Origin of the sequence: Microbacterium sp. NPDC058269 (assembly GCF_042881445.1) — a bacterium.
Classification (GTDB): Bacteria; Actinomycetota; Actinomycetes; order Actinomycetales; family Microbacteriaceae; genus Microbacterium.
Window position 1 is genome coordinate 114,822 of sequence record NZ_JBHVXT010000003.1, and the last position, 17,320, is coordinate 132,141.

Annotated in this window: 16 protein-coding genes; 6 read left to right on the top strand and 10 right to left on the bottom strand. The window is 68.3% G+C overall.

From position 1 onward, the window contains the following. Positions 1-15: 15 nt before the first annotated feature. The 3 genes from ACFVWL_RS14160 to ACFVWL_RS14170 form a co-directional block, all read right to left on the bottom strand. Positions 16-1,638 carry a Mur ligase family protein gene (locus ACFVWL_RS14160; protein WP_387183928.1) on the bottom strand — a complete coding sequence of 541 codons (1,623 nt, stop codon included), beginning with the start codon at positions 1,636-1,638 and terminating at the stop codon, positions 16-18. 94 nt (positions 1,639-1,732) lie between these two features. After that, positions 1,733-2,407, bottom strand: a complete 675-nt coding sequence (locus tag ACFVWL_RS14165) for a YcnI family protein (RefSeq protein WP_387183930.1) — start codon at positions 2,405-2,407, stop codon at positions 1,733-1,735. Between the two features lie 101 nt (positions 2,408-2,508). Beyond that, positions 2,509-3,096: a hypothetical protein gene (locus ACFVWL_RS14170; protein ID WP_387183933.1), complete on the bottom strand. Its 588-nt coding sequence runs from the start codon at positions 3,094-3,096 to the stop codon at positions 2,509-2,511. A gap of 64 nt (positions 3,097-3,160) precedes the next feature. On the opposite strand from ACFVWL_RS14170, the gene ACFVWL_RS14175 reads away from it, so the two are divergent. Continuing rightward, on the top strand, positions 3,161-4,474 hold the full coding sequence (locus tag ACFVWL_RS14175) for a M50 family metallopeptidase (protein ID WP_387183936.1): 1,314 nt from the start codon (positions 3,161-3,163) through the stop codon (positions 4,472-4,474). 40 nt (positions 4,475-4,514) lie between these two features. Here the strand turns inward: ACFVWL_RS14175 and ACFVWL_RS14180 are convergent, their stop codons facing one another. Continuing rightward, positions 4,515-6,398, bottom strand: a complete 1,884-nt coding sequence (locus tag ACFVWL_RS14180) for a chorismate-binding protein (protein ID WP_387183938.1) — start codon at positions 6,396-6,398, stop codon at positions 4,515-4,517. A 171-nt stretch (positions 6,399-6,569) separates the two neighbouring features. Next, positions 6,570-7,196, bottom strand: a complete 627-nt coding sequence (locus ACFVWL_RS14185) for a pyroglutamyl-peptidase I (protein ID WP_387183940.1) — start codon at positions 7,194-7,196, stop codon at positions 6,570-6,572. A gap of 60 nt (positions 7,197-7,256) precedes the next feature. Between ACFVWL_RS14185 and ispG the strand changes: the two genes are divergently transcribed. The 3 genes from ispG to ACFVWL_RS14200 all read left to right on the top strand — a co-directional run bounded on the left by ispG (position 7,257) and on the right by ACFVWL_RS14200 (position 9,687). Next, on the top strand, positions 7,257-8,408 hold the full coding sequence (gene ispG / locus ACFVWL_RS14190; RefSeq protein WP_387183943.1) for a flavodoxin-dependent (E)-4-hydroxy-3-methylbut-2-enyl-diphosphate synthase: 1,152 nt from the start codon (positions 7,257-7,259) through the stop codon (positions 8,406-8,408). Between the two features lie 17 nt (positions 8,409-8,425). Next, positions 8,426-8,758: a nuclear transport factor 2 family protein gene (locus tag ACFVWL_RS14195; protein ID WP_387183946.1), complete on the top strand. Its 333-nt coding sequence runs from the start codon at positions 8,426-8,428 to the stop codon at positions 8,756-8,758. A gap of 62 nt (positions 8,759-8,820) precedes the next feature. Next, entirely contained in the window at positions 8,821-9,687 is an 867-nt protein-coding gene (locus tag ACFVWL_RS14200) for a hypothetical protein (RefSeq protein ID WP_387183949.1), read from the top strand. 2 nt (positions 9,688-9,689) lie between these two features. On the opposite strand, the gene ACFVWL_RS14205 is transcribed toward ACFVWL_RS14200, so the two are convergent. Together ACFVWL_RS14205 and ACFVWL_RS14210 are read right to left on the bottom strand one after the other, a co-directional pair. Continuing rightward, positions 9,690-10,382: a nucleotidyltransferase domain-containing protein gene (locus ACFVWL_RS14205; protein ID WP_387183951.1), complete on the bottom strand. Its 693-nt coding sequence runs from the start codon at positions 10,380-10,382 to the stop codon at positions 9,690-9,692. Between the two features lie 28 nt (positions 10,383-10,410). After that, positions 10,411-11,826: an RNB domain-containing ribonuclease gene (locus ACFVWL_RS14210; protein WP_387183953.1), complete on the bottom strand. Its 1,416-nt coding sequence runs from the start codon at positions 11,824-11,826 to the stop codon at positions 10,411-10,413. Between the two features lie 81 nt (positions 11,827-11,907). Between ACFVWL_RS14210 and ACFVWL_RS14215 the strand changes: the two genes are divergently transcribed. Then, positions 11,908-12,678, top strand: a complete 771-nt coding sequence (locus ACFVWL_RS14215) for an isocitrate lyase/phosphoenolpyruvate mutase family protein (protein WP_387183956.1) — start codon at positions 11,908-11,910, stop codon at positions 12,676-12,678. 42 nt (positions 12,679-12,720) lie between these two features. Further along, complete coding sequence (locus tag ACFVWL_RS14220) at positions 12,721-14,481, top strand: proline--tRNA ligase (protein ID WP_387183959.1); 1,761 nt, start codon at positions 12,721-12,723, stop codon at positions 14,479-14,481. An 18-nt stretch (positions 14,482-14,499) separates the two neighbouring features. On the opposite strand, the gene ACFVWL_RS14225 is transcribed toward ACFVWL_RS14220, so the two are convergent. The 3 genes from ACFVWL_RS14225 to ACFVWL_RS14235 all read right to left on the bottom strand — a co-directional run bounded on the left by ACFVWL_RS14225 (position 14,500) and on the right by ACFVWL_RS14235 (position 17,206). Further along, positions 14,500-15,003, bottom strand: a complete 504-nt coding sequence (locus ACFVWL_RS14225; RefSeq protein WP_387183962.1) for a pyridoxamine 5'-phosphate oxidase family protein — start codon at positions 15,001-15,003, stop codon at positions 14,500-14,502. A 121-nt stretch (positions 15,004-15,124) separates the two neighbouring features. Next, on the bottom strand, positions 15,125-15,724 hold the full coding sequence (locus ACFVWL_RS14230) for a TetR family transcriptional regulator (protein WP_387183964.1): 600 nt from the start codon (positions 15,722-15,724) through the stop codon (positions 15,125-15,127). Between the two features lie 21 nt (positions 15,725-15,745). Next, the gene (locus ACFVWL_RS14235) at positions 15,746-17,206 is read right to left on the bottom strand and encodes an APC family permease (protein ID WP_387183967.1); all 1,461 of its coding nucleotides are present in this window, start codon (positions 17,204-17,206) and stop codon (positions 15,746-15,748) included. Between the last annotated feature and the right edge of the window lie 114 nt (positions 17,207-17,320).

Here is a 17,320-nt window from a genome sequence, read left to right on the forward strand (position 1 = left end):
CCGGCACACCGCGGTTCAGTCTTCGTCGGGGTAGGGGACAGGCCAACGCGAGTCCGGCACGGGCCAGCCTGCAGCGCGCAGCGCTCGTCGGGCGAGCTCGCGCGCGGAGTACGGCGTGCGCACTCCGCGGATGTCCCGGTAGTCCTGGTGTCCGGGGCCTGCCCAGAGGATGGCGTCGCCGTCGCCGACCAGGCCGACCGCGGTGACGATGGCGTTCTCGGGCGGCGAGGCCTCGTGGATCTCGGCATCCGGACGCGCCGTGCGAGCGCCGTCGATCAGCGTCGCCCGGATGGACGCGGGGTCCTCGAAACGCGGGTGGTGGTCCGTGACGACGAGGATGTCGCTGCCCTCGACAGCCGTGCGCGCCATGTCGAAGCGCTTGCTCGCGTCGCGGTCGCCGTCGGCGCCGAACAGCATCAGAACCTTGCCCGGCGTCACGCGTCGGACGGCGGCGAGCGTCTTCTCGAACGCATCGGGGGAATGTCCGAAGTCGACGAACACGGCGGGGCCGGTGTCGCCCGACACGAGCTGCGTGCGACCGGGCAGGTAGGCGCGGATGCCGCCGTCGCGCGTGAGCGCGTCGACGATGCGATCCCAGGCGTAGCCGCCCTCGAGGAGCATCACGATCGCCAGAGCGGCGTTGGCGGCCATGTGCCGGCCGATCACCGGGACCGTCGTGGTGAGGGAACCCGCGGGACCGGTCATCGTGAACGTGGTGCCGGCTGCCCTCTCCTCATCGATGACGACCACCCAGTCAGAGGCGGCCGCGGCCGCACGGTCGGCGGCGATCGACGGGGTGCCGACCGTGACGACGGGGATCTCGGCGCGCTCGACGACGATCGCTCCGGACGGCGAGTCCAGGCAGATGACGCCCCGCTCGGCCCGGTCGGGGCGGAAAAGCGGCAGCTTGGCCTCGAAGTACTCGTCCATGTCGGCATAGTCGTCGAGGTGGTCGTGGCTCAGGTTGGTGAATCCGGCGACGTCGAATCGGATGCCGTCGACGCGGTGACGCGACAGCGCCTGCGCGCTGACCTCGACGGCGACCGCTTCTACCGCGCGCTCACGCATGAGGGCGAGGAGCGCATGCATCTCGGAGGCCTCGGGGGTGGTGAGACGCGAGACGATGACCTCACCGGCGATGTGGCGTTCGGCCGTGGAGGAGAGCCCGGTGACGACGCCGATCTGATCGAGGATGCCTTCGAGCAGGTGCGACACGCTGGTCTTGCCGTTGGTTCCCGTCGTCGCGAAGAGCAGAGGGAGCGGGTCACCGGCGCCGGTGCCGTACACCCAGGCGCTGAGGTCACCCAGCACCGCACGAGGGTCGTCGACCACGAGGATGGGGAGCCCCGCCGCCTGGGCGATCTCTGCGCCCGCCTCATCGGTGATGACCGCGACGGCGCCCTTCTCGGCTGCAGTGACGGCGAACTCCGCACCGTGCCGGTTGACGCCCCTGATCGCGACGAACGCCTCGCCGGGGCGGAGATCTGCCGTCGCGAGGGTGATGCCGGAGAGGGCGATCCCGTCGACATCACCGTGTACGGTGCGGGCGAAGCGGGAAGCGAGTTCGGACAGCTCACGCCGGGGCGGGTTCGCGGGGCGGAGCACGGGAGGCAGGCTCGGTTGTTGTTCAATCGACATGACGCATCAATGATCTCACGACCGCGGTGAGAAACCCTTCGCGGAGTGGCCCCTCGCGCGACGGAGGACGAAGCGCGAAGGGCCACTCACATCGTCAGGCGCGACGCCGGTAGGCGAGGATCGCGACGACCAGCGCGGCGAATCCTGCGATGAGCCCTCCGGCACCGAGCGCCACACCCAGGGGATCGGAGACCGCGGCTGCGGCCGTTCCGTCCTCTGCAGCGTTCGTCTCGGCGTGCTCCCCGTGCCCGGCCGCAGCAGCCGCCGTCACGGAGACGACCGGTGCAGGTGCGTCGAGGCTGTGCGGATCTTCGCCGTTCTCGGCGAGCTGCGTCCACTCGGTCGAGCCTTCGACGCACTCCTGCACGACGGGGAAGGCGAGGGTGGCCGGCGTGCTCTCGTCGAGGCCGACTCCCATGCTCACCGCGCCGCGGAGATCGGTGGGCACGGGGGTGACGGCGGTGTAGGTCACGGCGCTGACGAGGCCGTCATCGCCGCGTTCGACCTGGATGTTCCAATCGCTGTCCATGGTCGGTGCGACCGAGGCCAGCCCCTCGGGCATCGTGATGCGCAGCGCGGTGGTGGGCGAGTTCTCGCAGCCGTGCGAGAACGAGAAGGTGAGGACGCCGTGGTCCCCCGCGGCGAGTTCGTCGGGACTGACGCCCACGTGGGCACCGGCCATGACGGGGACGGCGAGGGCGAGAGCGGCTCCGCCGAGGACGCCGGCGGCGGCGATGCGGAGACGGCGGGTACGGGTGTTGCGGGTCATGAGAGTTCTCCTGGTGCTCGAAGTGCGGGCGCGCCACGATGGTGCGTCTCCGCGAAAAGGGATGCCGCCCGCGTCGGGGCGGCGGATTCCGGTGCGACGGATCAGTCGCGGATGAGTGCAGGAGGACCGCGTCTCGGCACAGCGACCGAGACGGAGGCATCGAAGATGGCGATGGTGATCGAGCGCAGGCGGCGCGGCCGGCGATGCATGGTGGGCGCCACCGTGGATGCGCGTCGGAAAAGCGCATCGACCCAGCGGGCGACGACCTGCACGAGGGCTTCGCCGTGCCACACCAGGAGCGTGGTGAGCACGGCCGCGACGACGTGTGCGAACAGCATCAGCGTGCCGGGGGCAGCTGTAGGGGACGCGGACCCGAGGAGTGCCAGGTCGAGGTGGTGGGAGTGTCCGCCGCCGCCGGCGGTCGGCGTCGTGCCGGTGGGCGAGCCCAGCGCCTGGAACAGGAGGTGGAAAGCGGCCTGCCCGAGGAAGACAGCCACGGCCACGCGGGTGCGCGACTCTCGGACGCCGACCAGGAGAGCGGACAGCGGCGTGAGCAGGGTCGCGACTGCCAGGATCAACAGCACATGCGGGGCTGCACCACCGCCGAGCGTATGGGACAGGGCTGCGAGCAAAGTCGCCACCGAGGAGACGGCGGCAGCGCGCACGAGTCGCAGCTGCCGGTCATTCACGCTCACAGCCTAGCCGCGCCGAGCCACCGGGCGGATTCCTAGCTGGGGGCACTAACGTTGGCACGTGGAAATCCTGCTCTATCTGGCCGGCATCCTCTTCATGTTGATCGGCCTCGGGCTCTCGATCGGCCTGCATGAGGTCGGGCACCTCGTCCCCGCGAAGCTCTTCGGCGTGCGCGTCGGGCAGTACATGATCGGCTTCGGGCCGCGGCTGTGGTCGAAGCGCATCGGCGAGACGGAGTACGGGTTCAAGCTGCTCCCTCTAGGCGGCTTCATCTCCATGTCGGGCATGTACCCGGCGTCGAAGAACTCCGGTCCGGCGTCCGGTGTCTTCCGCTCGTTGATCCAGGATGCGCGCAGCGCCAACGACGAGACGATCGCGGAAGGTGCCGAAGACCGCGTCTTCTACCGCCTGCCCGTGTGGAAGCGCGTGGTCGTCATGCTGGGCGGCCCGGTGATGAATCTTCTTCTCGCGACGGTGATCTTCACCGTGCTGCTTTCGGGCATCGGCCTGCAGCAGGGAACGACGACGATCGCGTCCGTCAACGAATGCGTGGTCCCCGCCGGTTCGACGGCGACCGAGTGCACCCCCGACGATCCGGCGTCACCTGCAGCGGAAGCCGGGATCAAGCCGGGCGATGTGATCGTGTCGGTCGACGACCAGCCCGTGTCGACGTTCGCCGAGGCCACGGCGATCGTGCAGGCGGCACCGGGCGAGACGCTCGACATGGTGGTGCGACGCGACGGGGCGGAGAAGTCGCTGCGCCTCACGCCGATCGCCGCGGAGCGCACGATCACCGACGCCAGCGGACAGCCGGTCCTGGACGAGGCGGGAGAGCCCGTCGTCAAGGAGGTCGGCTACGTGGGGATGGGCGCGCAGATGGGCTACGTGCAGCAGCCGTTGACCGCGGGCCCCGAGATGGCGGCCGACAGCACTGCTCGGGTTGCCTCGATGATCGTCACGCTCCCGGTGCGTCTCTGGGACGTGGGGGTGTCGCTCGTGACCGGTGGGGAACGCGACCCGAACGGACCACTGAGCGTGGTCGGCGTCGGGCGCCTCGCCGGCGAGGTGGCCGCGACCGATGCGCCGATCCTCAACAGATTCGCGTTCCTGCTCGGACTGCTGGGTTCGCTGAACATCGCTCTCTTCGTGTTCAACCTCATCCCGCTGCTCCCGCTCGACGGCGGTCACATCGTCGTCGCCCTGTGGGACGGCATCAAGCGTGCATGGGCGAAGCTGTTCCGCAGGCCTCCGCCCGCGCCCGTCGATGCGACCAAGCTCGTGCCTCTGACCGTGGTCGTCGCGGTGGTCCTGATCGCGATGGGCGCCCTGCTTCTGATCGCCGACCTCTTCAACCCGGTGAATCTTCTGGGCTGAGATCGGCGCGGTCCACCGCTGGCGGGAGGGCCCCTCCGCCTCAGGCGAGCGCGTGCGATACGAGGCGTTCGAGCGTGCGGATACCATCGCGCGAGAGGATCGACTCGAGATGCCCCTGCACGGACGCGAAATGCGTGCCACGGAGGGCATAGACATCGCCCGAGTCGGGATCCGCCGACACCTCGGCGGCACCGACAGCTGCCGTACCGGGCGCGACGCGCGCAGTGAAGGTGTTGTAGAAGCCGATCGATGCGTTCTCCCCGAACACCGGGACGGACTTCTGCAGGCCTTGGTGCGGGGCGTCGAGCGGAGTCAGAGCAATGCCCATCCGGTCGGCGAGTATCTGGTGGCTCAGGCACACGGCGAGCAGTGGTGCGTCGGAATCGAGGCGACGGGCGACCACCTCGCGCATCCGCGCGATGCGCGCGTTCTGCGCATCCCGCGGGTCACCGGGACCGGGCCCCGCGACGACCAGGTCGGCCGCATCCAGAACGGCGTTCTCGACTTCGCTCCAAGGAGCGATCGTCACGGCGAGGCCGAGGTGGCGAAGCTGATGGGCGAGCATGGTCGTGAACCGGTCCTCCGCATCCACGACGAGAGCGGACCGTCCGGCGAACGGGCCTGTGAACTCCTCGCCCTGCGGGTTGAGCCAGAACTCGGCCAGGCGGGCGTTGCGTGAGGACAGGAGCTCGGCGATGGCCGGATCGTCGGCGAGGGCACGCGCGGCACCCGGGGCATCCGCATCGCTGCGTGCCTCGGCCACCCGATCCCGGTCGATCGCCCCGATGGCCCCCAACACTCCCGCGGCCTTGCCGTGCGTCTCTGACACCTCGCCCATCGGGTCGGAGTGTCGGACCAGTGTCGCGCCGACCGGTACGCGGAGGGCGCCGTCCTGGAGGTACACGGTGCGGATGAGGATCGGTGCATCGAGGTCGTGACCGCCATCCGCATTCGGGGTGAACAGCGCCGCGACACCGGAGTAGTAGCCGCGAGGCTTCTGCTCGTGTCGACGGATCACCGCGCACGCGTTCTGCATGGGTGACCCGGTGACGGTGGGGGCGAACATGGTCTCGCGCAGGATGTCGCGCGGGTCGAGGGCGCTGCGTCCGCGAAGCATGTACTCGGTGTGCGTGAGCCGCGACATCTCCTTGAGGTGCGGGCCCGTGATCCGTCCTCCGTCGGAGCAGACGGCGCTCATCATCTTGAGCTCCTCGTCCACCACCATGAAGAGCTCCTCGGTCTCCTTGGTCGAGGCGAGGAAGTCGACCAGCGTCTCCTTCGTCGCTCCGCCGGCCGGGTGACGGAAGGTTCCGGAGATGGGGTTCATGGTGACGACGCCGCCTTGAGCGACCACGTGGGCCTCGGGGCTGGCGCCGACGGCGATGTGGCCGGGCGTGAAGACCGCGAAGGTCCAATAGGCCCCGCGCTCGTGCGTGAGCAGGGCACGGAACCAGGTGAGAGCCGCCGTACGATCATCGACCTCGATGTCCGCGGTGAAGTCACGTCGGATGACGAAGTTCGCGCCCTCGCCGCGACCGATCTCGTCGGCGATGACCTTCTCGACGATGGCCGCGTATTCGTCGTCGGCGATGTCGAAGCCATCGTCATGCAACGCGACGGGTGCGCTCGGGAGCGCGGCGAGGAGTTCAGCGGTCGGGAGGTGAAGGTGCTCGTCGACGACCAGACAGCGCAACGGTGCGCCGTCGTCCTGTGCGACGAAACCGCGTTCGCGCACCTGGCGATAAGGGACCATCGAGAAGACTTCGCGAGGCGTGCCGTCGATCGTCAGCGGGATGTCGGCGAGCAGGTCGACGTCGACGACGTCGCCGCTGAGCAGCTCGACGGTGTCGGTGCCGTCGCGTGCGATCAGCACGAAGGATGCCGTCGGGTCGGCGGTGAGCTCGGCGAGTCGTGAGAGGGTCATCGATGTCTCCTGTGCAGTGCTCCGGCTCGGCGCAACGAAAAGACCGCCCCGGAGGCGGTCTGAATTCGTGGGAACGCGAACACACCGCCTAGAAGGCGGGCCACCAGGTGAAGTTCGCGAGCATGGGGCCGAAACTACCACATCGGGGGTGGCGGCCCGAGCGCCATGACGTCACCAGGTACTGCCGCCGGGCTCCCTCGTCTCGGTGTCCAGCGCGTGATCGACGACGAGGCGTATGGCGCGCTCCAGGCGCTCCTCGGCGAGATGCGGAGTGCCTATCGGCGCCGTGCCGGTCGACCAGGGAAGGTGCACGAACCCGGCGACTGCATCCTGCCGAACGGCACCCAGCGCCGTGTACAGCACGTGGTTGCACACGTAGGTGCCGGCAGAGAGCGAGAGCCGGGCCGGCAGTTCCTCGGCGGCCAGCTCCCGGACCAGGCGCTTGGCCGGAAGGGTCGAGAACCGCGCTGCGGGACCGCCCACCTCACTGGGCGCATCGACGGGCTGGGCGCCGTCGTTGTCGGGGATGCGCGCGTCGATCAGATTCACACCGATGCGCTCGACCGCGACATGTGAGCTTCCTCCCGCGAGTCCGGTGGCGATGACGACGTCGGGGGAGTGGTGCGCGATCAACGCGCGGATGCGGTGAGCGGAGGCCTCGAACGCGACCGGAAGCGTCGCGACGATGAGGTCGTGCGGGCCGTCATACCCCGCTGCGACAGCATGCACGGCATCTGCCGACGGGTTGCGGTCGGCGCCGTCGAAGGGTTCGAAGCCGGTGAGGAGGACGACTGCCATGTGTCCAGCGTAGGTGCGTCCGTCCAGCCCACTTGCATCCTGGCGGCGTAGGCTTGGGGGGTGCCAGCAGTGAACCTCGGAATGCCGAAGATCCCCGAAGTCCTCGCCCCGCGCCGTAAGTCCCGGCAGATCAAAGTGGGCAAGGTGCTCGTGGGCGGTGACGCTCCCGTCAGCGTGCAGTCGATGACGACCACGAAGACGACCGACATCAACGGGACGCTCCAGCAGATCGCCGAGTTGACGGCCTCGGGTTGTGAGATCGTTCGCGTCGCTGTGCCGCATCAGGACGATGCCGACGCGCTGAAGATCATCGCGATGAAGAGTCAGATCCCCGTGATCGCCGACATCCATTTCCAGCCCCGCTACATCTACACGGCCATCGACGCGGGATGCGGAGCGGTTCGGGTCAACCCGGGCAACATCCGCGAGTTCGACGGCAACGTCGGCAAGATCGCAGAGGCCGCGAAGGCCGCCGGCGTCTCCCTGCGCATCGGTGTCAACGCCGGATCGCTGGACCGCCGCATCCTCACCAAGTACGGCAAGGCGACGGCGGAAGCCCTGGTGGAGAGCGCCGTCTGGGAGGCGTCGCTTTTCGAGGAGCACGACTTCCACGACTTCAAGATCTCGGTCAAGCACAACGATCCGATCGTGATGGTCAAGGCGTACCGTCTGCTGGCCGAGCGGGGCGACTGGCCGCTGCACCTCGGTGTGACCGAGGCGGGCCCCGCATTCCAGGGAACGATCAAGAGCGCCACGGCCTTCGGCATCCTGCTCGGTGAAGGCATCGGTGACACGATCCGTGTGTCCCTGTCGGCGCCGCCGGCGGAAGAGGTCAAGGTCGGCCACCAGATCCTGCAGTCCCTCAACCTGCGTGAGCGCAAGCTCGAGATCGTCTCCTGCCCGTCGTGCGGTCGCGCTCAGGTCGACGTCTACACGCTGGCGGAGAACGTCACCGAGGGGCTCAAGGACATGACCGTCCCGCTGCGCGTCGCCGTGATGGGTTGTGTCGTCAACGGCCCGGGCGAGGCTCGCGAGGCCGATCTCGGTGTGGCCTCGGGCAACGGCAAGGGACAGATCTTCGTGAAGGGCGAGGTCATCAAGACCGTGCCGGAAGCAGACATCGTCGCGACGCTCATCGAAGAGGCCAACCGGATCGCCGCAGACATGGGGCCGGAAGCCCCGCTCGGTACCGCCCAGGTCGTCACGGTCTGAACCCGGAGGAGCCCGAGATGTCCGATGTCACCCTGCCCGCTCCGGTCCAGGCGATGGTCGACGCGATTAACGCCGCCGACACCGAGGCGTTCGTCGACGTATTCACGCCCGACGGCTTCGTCAGCGACTGGGGCACGGTCAAGGCGGGTCCTGACGGGGTGCGCGGATGGGCGGGCAGCGACGCGATCGGCGCGGGCGCACAGATGACCGTGCTCTCCGCCGAGACCGAGGGCAGCACCACGCGCATCCGCTTCGGATGGGCGAGCCGGGTCTTCAACGGTGAATCCGACGGCATCTTCGTCGTCGAGGGTGACAAGCTCGCCAGCTTCACCATCCCGCCGTCCCACTGACGCGTCAGACCGAGGTCCGCCCCGGTCAAACGACCGCGTCACCGTCGAATCCGAGGAGATCCATGTCGACGCCCACCATCGTGACCTTCGCAGACGGGGCCGTCGCCGGAGACGGCGTCATCACCCGCGTCGAGAGCCATCTCGACGGCACGGTGATCGTCGTCGACTCGACCCCCTTCCATCCCGTCGACCACACCTGGCCGGATCAGCCCGGCGACGCAGGAGCCATCTCCCTCGGGGATGACACGGTCCAGGTGGCCGAGGCGCTCATGGCCGCTGTCTCGGATGAGGGCGAGTTCGCCGTCGGAAGTGACATCCCCGTCAAGCGCGGTGCCGATGGCTGGACATGGCTCGTCGGGCATCGCATCGACGGTGCCGTCCCGACGTCACTCGCCGAGGGCGCACGGGTGACCCTGTCGGTCGACGGTGAGCGTCGTGCGGGCCTCAGCCGCGGTCACACGGCCTGTCATCTCGCCTCCCTGGCGCTCGACCTCGCTCTCGCCGACCTCTGGCGGAAGGATCCGGGTGCGGACGCGCTCGGCAGCCCCGACTTCGAGGGCCGTGCGAATCAGTCGAGTCGCATCCACGAGGACGGGGCCGTCGACGAGTACCGCCTCGGCAAGAGTCTGCGCAGAGCGGGTTTCGACACCGAGACGTTCGCTGCGACACTCGCCGACCGTGAGTCGCAGGTCAACGACCAGCTCGCTGCGTGGGTTGCCTCGAGCGCCCCCAGCAGCATTGAGACCGAAGGCCCGACCATCGTCGACCGGCGGCGCTGGCACTGCGAGCTTCCGCAGGGAGAGGCCGTGATCCTCTGTGGAGGAACCCACGTCGATTCGCTCGCCGCGTTCGCCTCGATCACGGTGTCGCTCGACCTGAGCGATCCGCAGCTCCTGGTCATGACGACCGTGGCGACGCCCGCAGGCTGACGTCAGCGCACGAATCCCGCCTGCACCCGCCCGCCCGCGCGCGCGAGTTCCTCTTCGACGCGATCGGCGAAAGCCGCGTAGTTGCCCGCGAGCAGCGGCGCACTCAGCATCTCGGCGCGCTCCGCGTTCAGAGCGCGTAGTCGCCGCGGAAGCCACTTGCCGGTCGCAATCCAGCGTCGGTCGTTCAGCAGCATCAGCTCCGCGATCCGCTCGAACAGCGTGCCGGCGATCACACGCTGCTCGAGATGGTCCGTCGCGTCCCGCAGATCGTCGAGCAGGTCGGTGATCATGTAACGCCGGAACCGTGAGTCCGCGGCATCGAGAGCCGGACCGGCAGCGAGGATCGCGCTCCACCTCGACCGAAGTTCGACGAACGAGGCGTGTGTGCGGACCGGCACCCCCTCAGCGAGCATGTGCACGATCACAGGGCGCCGCCGGTCGATTCCCCGATTCGCCCATTCGTCGAAGCCCTGCGGTGTGTACGCGAACACCTCGAAGATCTCCCCTTCGAACTCGTGAGTGGCGGCCTCGCTGGATTTCGAGGCATCGTCGAAGAGGGAGTCGCCGATCAGCAGAAGATCGACGTCACTCGTCGCGGTCCGCTCGCCCCGTGCTGTGCTTCCCGCGACGATCGCGATCCCGGCGTTCGGGTAAGCGGAGGCGACGAAGCGCTCGGCGAGGTCGACATGATCCATCTCGTCAGGGTAGTCGCCGGCAGGATGCTCAGACCGCGAACTCGACCTCTCCCTTGGCGATGTCCGCACGCACGACGCGGAGCCGCACGACATCGCCCGGTTCCGCGTCCGCAGGCAGCGGCGCCGTGGCGGTGACGGCGGGATCGGCGAGCTGGATGGCCGCGCGCTCACCGCGAAGCTCGATCACGGTCGCCTCGATCGTCGAGCCCACCAGCGGAGTGAGAAGTGCGGCTTCCACGCTGTTGATCGTGGCGGCATTCATCCTCGACGCCCGTTGGCCGGATTCCTGCATGAGGGCGGGCAGCTCCGCCAACGAGCTGCGGGCCCACTCGGGGGCCGGATCGCCGTTCGAGACAGCGAGGCAGATCGCGAGGGTCCACCTGTCGACCAGCCGGCGCAGGGGAGCCGTCGCGTGCGCGTAGGGAGCAGCGATGGCGGCCTGCACGGCGTCGTCCGGGGCCTCTCCGTCGAACACCAGATACCCCGCTCCACGGAAGAGGGATGATGCGGCTTCCAGCACGGGAAGAGTGATCGGATCGGCCCGGTCGAGGTCTCGAAGGTACTCACCGTAGGTGCCGCTCGTCCACGGGCGACCGAGGGCTTCCGTCTGATGCCGGAACGTCTCGAACGCGGCGTCATCCGGCTCCGGCATCGTGCGGAGGATGCCCACCCCGGCGTCGAGCATCAGCGAGGCCGCCGCCATCCCGGTCATGAGCGAGAGCTGGGCGTTCCACTCCTCCACGGGGAGCGGGCTGCGACGTTCGATCGCGTAGGTGCCGTCGTCGGCGCGTACGACTTCTTCGTCCGGAAGGTTCAGGCTCGCTCCGCCGCGCAGGCGCTCCTGCTCGAGCCGCAGCGCGCCGATCTCAGGGAGCAGCGCGGCCGGCCCAGCCTCGCCGCGGTCGATCGACAGCTGGGTCGTCGCATAGTCGAGCTGCGCGCGGGAGCGGATCAGCGCGCGCTCCAGTCGGAAGGTCGAGACGACGCCCGCGGAGTCGAGGGTGAAGGTCCACACCAGCGCCGGTCGGTCGACGTCGGCGAGCAACGAAGCACGGTCTTCGCTCAGGACGGGTGGATGCAGGGGAACCGTGCCGTCCGCCGCGTACAGCGTCTGTCCACGACGCCGAGCTTCGGCGTCCACCGTGCCACCGGGGATCACGAACCCCGGGACATCGGCTATCGCATAGCGAACCGTGTACCCGGTTCCGTCGCGCTCCAGGTGGAACGCCTGATCGAGGTCGCGAGACCCCTCCGGATCCAGGGTCGCGAAGGGGATGTCCCGAAGGTCGAGCTCCGGCATGGTCGCCGTCGCCGCTTCCGCCTCGGCGATGACGTCGTCCGGGAAATCGAGCGGAGCATCCGATGACTCGCGCAGGGCGGCGAGCACCGCGGCCAGTTCGGTCTGCGCAGCGGAAGGGGCGACGTGTGATCGGCGCTGGGGCATGGTTCCACCCTAGGTGGGAGTGATCGCGCGGAGCCGGGGTGAACCGGCCCCGCAGACGCCATCCCGCGTTAGCGTGGAGTCATGACCACTGCAGCCAAGGCCCAGACCCTTGTCGGACTCTATGACGCGCCGGAGATCCTCCGCGTCGTGAATGTGTGGGACGTCGTCTCCGCACGGGCGGTCGCCGCCCTCCCCGAGACGAAGGCGATCGCCACGGCCGGACACGGCATCGCCGCATCTTTCGGCTACGACGACGGCGCCACCCCGCGCGAGATCATGATCGACATGGTGGGCCGCATCGCGGCCGCCGTCCAGGTGCCCGTCACCGCCGACCTCGATGACGGATACGGGGAGGCGGGGGAGACCACGCGGCTCGCCATCGGCGTCGGCGTCGTCGGCGCGAACGTCGAGGACCGTCTCAAGCCGCTCGACGAGTCCGTCGCGGCGGTGGAGGCGATCGTGAAGGCGGCGGAGGCCGAGGGCGTGCCGTTCGCCCTCAACGCCCGTACTGACGCGTTCGTCCGCGCCGGAGGACGCCCCGTCCCGGAGAGCATCGCCGACGCGATCCAGCGCGGTCGTGCCTACCTCGACGCCGGAGCGACGGCCGTCTTCGTCCCCGGCATCCTCGACATGAACGTCACCCGCCAGCTCGTCGAGGGCATCGGAGAGCGCAAGGTCAGCGTGATCGGGATTCCCGGTGCTCTCGCCGCTTCCGAGTACGAGAAGCTCGGTGTCGCGCGCATCTCCTACGGTCCGCTCCCGCAGCGGGTCGCGCTCACCGCGCTGCAGGAGCTGGCCGCCGATCTCTACGCGGGCGGCGTCGTCCCGGCGAACCTTCCGGCTCTCAACTGACGGGGTCGAAGACGGGTGGCCGCGGCTCACTAGACTTGCTCCGTGGTCACTCGTCTTTCGAACTTCTTCCTCCGCACGCTCCGTGAAGACCCTGCAGGCGCAGAGGTCGCCAGCCACCGGCTGCTGATCCGGGCCGGATACATCCGCCCGCAGGCCGCCGGCATCTTCGCGTGGCTGCCACTGGGGTTGCGCGTCAAGTCGAAGATCGAGACCGTCGTGCGTGAGGAGATGGCTGCGGCCGGCGCACAGGAGGTGCACTTCCCGGCGCTCATGCCGCGCGAGGCCTATGAGGCCACCGGTCGCTGGGACGAGTACGGCGACCTGCTCTTCCGCCTGCAGGATCGCAAGGGCGGCGACTACCTGCTCGCCCCCACCCACGAGGAGGCGTTCACGCTGCTCGTGAAGGATCTGTACTCGTCGTACAAGGACCTGCCGCTCACGATCTTCCAGATCCAGGACAAGTACCGCGATGAGGCGCGTCCTCGCGCCGGCCTGCTCCGCGGCCGCGAGTTCACGATGAAGGATGCCTACTCCTTCGACTCCTCCGACGAGGGCCTCGATGTCAGCTACCAGGCGCAGCGGGACGCGTACGAGCGCATCTTCCAGCGGCTCGGCCTCGAGTACGTCATCGTGCAGGCGGATGCCGGTGCGATGGGCGGGTCTCGGAGCGAGGAATTCCTGCACCCGACACCGGTCGGTGAAGACACCTTCGTGCGCAGCGCCGGTGGCTATGCGGCCAACGTCGAGGCGTTCACCACCGCGGTTCCCGACGCGATCGCCTACGACGCCGACGCGTCCCCGGTGATCTTCGATTCTCCCGAGACGCCGACCATCGAGACACTGGTCGCGCACGCCAACCGCGAGCTGGACGGCGCGTACACCGCGGCCGACACGCTCAAGAACGTCGTGCTCGCGCTCACCCACCTCGACGGCACGCGCGAGCTCGTCATCGTCGGCATCCCGGGCGACCGCGAGGTCGACGAGAAGCGTGCCGAGGTCGCGTTCGCCCCCGCCGAGGTCGAGACGGCCACCGCCGACGACTTCGAGAACAACCCGCTGCTGGTGAAGGGCTACATCGGCCCCTGGTCGACCACGGGCGCGGTGCTCGGCGAGGAGTCGGCCACCGGCATCCGCTACCTGGTCGACCCGCGAGTCAGCGAAGGCACCAGCTGGATCACCGGAGCGAACATCGACGAGAAGCATGCGCACTCCGTGGTCGCGGGCCGTGACTTCGCCGCGGACGGCATCGTGGAGATCGCGAACGTCCGCGCAGGAGACCCCGCGCCCGACGGCTCGGGCCCGGTGGAGCTCGCGCGCGGCATGGAGATCGGACACGTCTTCCAGCTCGGCCGCAAGTACGCCGAGGCCTTGGGGCTCAAGGTGCTGAACGAGAACGGCAAGCTCGTCACCGTCACGATGGGTTCGTACGGCATCGGCGTGACCCGTATCCTGGCGATCATCGCCGAACTCAACAACGACGACAAGGGCCTCATCTGGCCGGCCTCCGTGGCGCCGTTCGACGTTCAGGTCGTCGCAGCCGGTCGCGACCAGGTCGCGTTCGAGGTGGCGGAGGGCATCTCCGCACAGCTTGAAGCCGCCGGTCTCGACGTGCTCTACGACGATCGCCCCAAGGTCTCGCCCGGTGTGAAGTTCGGCGACGCCGAGCTCGTCGGCGTGCCGAAGATCGTCATCGTCGGACGCGGGGCCGCTGAAGGCCAGGTCGAGCTGTGGGACCGCGCCACGGGTGAGCGTGACGCCGTCTCCGTCGATGAGGTCGTCCAGCGGCTCTCCGCCGCCCACTGAGCCTCTGCGGCCGCGTCGTCAGCAGACGACGCGGCCGTGGTTCATGATGTCGTCATCCGGGGTGTCACGGGTGACGAGGGACTTGAGTGCCCCTGCAGCGAGCGCCAGCTTGCCCTTCGACGGCTCCCAGAACTCCGTCACCTTCGGCGTCACCTTGAGGAGGGCGATGCCGGGGGTCTCGAGGCCGTCTGCAAACCAGATCTCCAGCGACGCGGAGTAGAGCTCCTCCATCTTCGCGCGGTCGTGCACCACCTCTGCGGTTCCTGCGACCGACACATATCGCATCCCCTTGGCATCGCAGTAAGCGAGGCCCACGTCGTGGTGCTTGCGCGCCTCATCGACCTTCTCGGTGTCCTCGGCGGTGAAGAACCAGATGTCGCCGGCGTCGTCCATCTGCCGGGTCGACATCGGCCGACTCACGAGGTTGCCGTCGTTATCGGTGGTGGTGAGCATCGTGATGTCGATGTCCTCCACGAGCTCGGCGACGCGGGCGAGGGCTTCGGGTCCTGTGATCTCCGTCATCACTCCAGGATGCGCGGCAGGGCGGGAGCGCGCACGGGCGTTGACAGCAGGGTCGCCGCGTGATCGTATCGGGTGCCTCGTCGGTCGGGTGGAGCGTCCGATCTGCGCCAGCGGCCGGGGCTCAGGGATCGAGTGCGCAGTCGAGCGCCGTGCGCGCGTAGGAGAGGATGTTGGCGCGGTAGGTTTCCGCACCCAATTCCAGACCGATCAGTGGGTAGAGGTCGTAGGCATCCTCGAGGGCCACGATGTTCCGTGCGATGACGGTGAGGTCTGCGGTCGGCCGGAACGCCCCGAGGGCGGTGCCGATCTCGATCGTCGAGCGGTAGAGCGCCACCTGACGCTCCACGATCGATCGGTGCAGGGGTCGGTACTCGGGCTGCTCGCGAAGAAGCGGGATGCTCTCGTACGCCATCCGCAGGTGATCGCTGATCTCGTCGGGAACACCGGCGACGATGAGGGAGACCAGCCGCTTCGCGGGATCCGTCTCGCGCTCGGCGATCGTGCGTCGTCTCTCGTACATCTCCTCGAGCACCCCCTCGACGGTCGCGTACATCAGCTCATCGAAGCTCGGGAAGTAGTACAGGACGCTTCCGGCGCTGACCGATGCCTCGGCGGCGACGGCTCGGACGTTCGTCCCCCGGATTCCGCTGCGCCCCGCGACGCGTCTGGTTGCGGAGATCAGTTCCGCACGTCGTGCGGCATGCTTGCGCTGCTCGGCCACGTGACCTCCTCGTGCCTGGCGCTACTCGTCGTCGGGAACGAGCGTGGTGAGTTCAGCATAGTGCTGGGGGCGACGCTTCTTCAGAACGAGACCCGCGACTGTTCCCGCGACGAACAGGATGGGTGTGGGGGCGAGGAGGACGAGGTTGATCGGACCTTCCAGGCCGGTCACGAGATCGAAGTTCAGGGCGATGAGTGTGAATCCGATGAGCAGGCCGATCGCACCGAGAGCGGGAGCGACCAGGACTCGCCAGACGCTGTGTCCACGGCGTCCACGGAGGAAGAACCCGACGACCGCGATCGCGGCCACAGCCTGCGCGAACACCAGCCCGGCGACGCCGATCGAATAGACCGGGAGAGCGAAACCGAGGAACGGGTCCGCTCCGCTGATGATCGTCACGACGATGGCCACGAGCGAGACGATCGAGATCACGAGGCTGGCGTGGTGCGGCGCCTGTGTCGACGGTTCCGTCTGCGAGAGCCAGGGGGGAAGGAGCCGCTCGCGCCCGAGCGAGAAGAGGTAGCGTGAGCTGGCGTTGTGGAAAGCGAGGAGGCAGGCGAAGAAGCTCGTCACGATGAGGACGCGCATGGTGACGGATGCCCATTCGCCGAGGTAGGCGTCACCGGCGTGGAACACCATGTCCTGGAAGTCGTCCTGCATCGCGAGCTTCAGCACGCCCTCCACGCCGAACGCGACCGTGAGAACCCAGAAGGTGAAGGCGTAGAAGACTCCGAGGAAGGCGATCGAGATGTAGGTCGCCATCGGCACGGTACGGGAAGGGTCCTTCGCCTCTTCCGTGTAGATCGCCGTGCTCTCGAACCCGAGATAGGCACCGAATCCGAACACGAAGAGTGCCCCGCTCCCGGCGGCGAAGAAGACGTTCTCCGGCGCGAACGAGGCGAAGGAGACGGGCTCCGGCCCGCCCTTCGCCAGGACGGCGATGGCGAGGACCAGCAGGATCGCGACCTCCGCGGTGAGCAGCACCCCGAGGACCTTCGCCCCCACATCGATCTTGCGGTAACCGAGAAGCCCGACGATGACCAGCGCCAGCACGGCGTACACGGTCCAGGGGAGGTCTATGCCGAACAGCGCAGAGAAGGTCATCTCGCCGAAGAAACCGACGAAGCCGTAGAAGCAGATGCACAGCGCGGTGTACGAGAAGACCGTGACGAAGACGATCCCGATCCCGATGGGCCTGCCGAGCCCCCGTGCCCCGTAGACGTAGAACGCTCCGGTGTTCCGCACGTACCTCGACATGGCGGTGAACCCGACGGCGAAGAGCATCAGCACCACGCCGCTGGCGAGCATCGCTCCGGGCCCGCCGATACCCGCGAGGCGGAAGTCGGTGGCGGCGGCGCTCGCGACGACGGTGAGGGGCGCGGCGGCGGAGACGACGAAGAAGACGATCGCCCAGACGCCGAGGCGACGCTGCGCGAGCGTTGTCGTCGTGGTCGGGACGGAGGGGGGATTCGGCTGAGACATCTGTGGCTCCGGAATCTGCACTGTCGGGTGATGGGGTACGAGGGCGATCATGTTCGCTTTGAACAGTGATTCAAGGGCCTGTCGGTCGACAAGTCAAGCAAAATAGGAATTAAT

Bases quoted from the DNA above. Each gene is read 5' to 3' on its own strand.
- ACFVWL_RS14160 (WP_387183928.1), bottom strand. From the start codon at position 1,638: ATGTCGATTGAACAACAACCGAGCCTGCCTCCCGTGCTCCGCCCCGCG.
- ACFVWL_RS14165 (WP_387183930.1), bottom strand. From the start codon at position 2,407: ATGACCCGCAACACCCGTACCCGCCGTCTCCGCATCGCCGCCGCCGGC.
- ACFVWL_RS14180 (WP_387183938.1), bottom strand. From the start codon at position 6,398: ATGACCCTCTCACGACTCGCCGAGCTCACCGCCGACCCGACGGCATCC.
- ACFVWL_RS14185 (WP_387183940.1), bottom strand. From the start codon at position 7,196: ATGGCAGTCGTCCTCCTCACCGGCTTCGAACCCTTCGACGGCGCCGAC.
- ACFVWL_RS14195 (WP_387183946.1), top strand. From the start codon at position 8,426: ATGTCCGATGTCACCCTGCCCGCTCCGGTCCAGGCGATGGTCGACGCG.
- ACFVWL_RS14200 (WP_387183949.1), top strand. From the start codon at position 8,821: ATGTCGACGCCCACCATCGTGACCTTCGCAGACGGGGCCGTCGCCGGA.
- ACFVWL_RS14205 (WP_387183951.1), bottom strand. From the start codon at position 10,382: ATGGATCATGTCGACCTCGCCGAGCGCTTCGTCGCCTCCGCTTACCCG.
- ACFVWL_RS14210 (WP_387183953.1), bottom strand. From the start codon at position 11,826: ATGCCCCAGCGCCGATCACACGTCGCCCCTTCCGCTGCGCAGACCGAA.
- ACFVWL_RS14215 (WP_387183956.1), top strand. From the start codon at position 11,908: ATGACCACTGCAGCCAAGGCCCAGACCCTTGTCGGACTCTATGACGCG.
- ACFVWL_RS14225 (WP_387183962.1), bottom strand. From the start codon at position 15,003: ATGACGGAGATCACAGGACCCGAAGCCCTCGCCCGCGTCGCCGAGCTC.
- ACFVWL_RS14235 (WP_387183967.1), bottom strand. From the start codon at position 17,206: ATGTCTCAGCCGAATCCCCCCTCCGTCCCGACCACGACGACAACGCTC.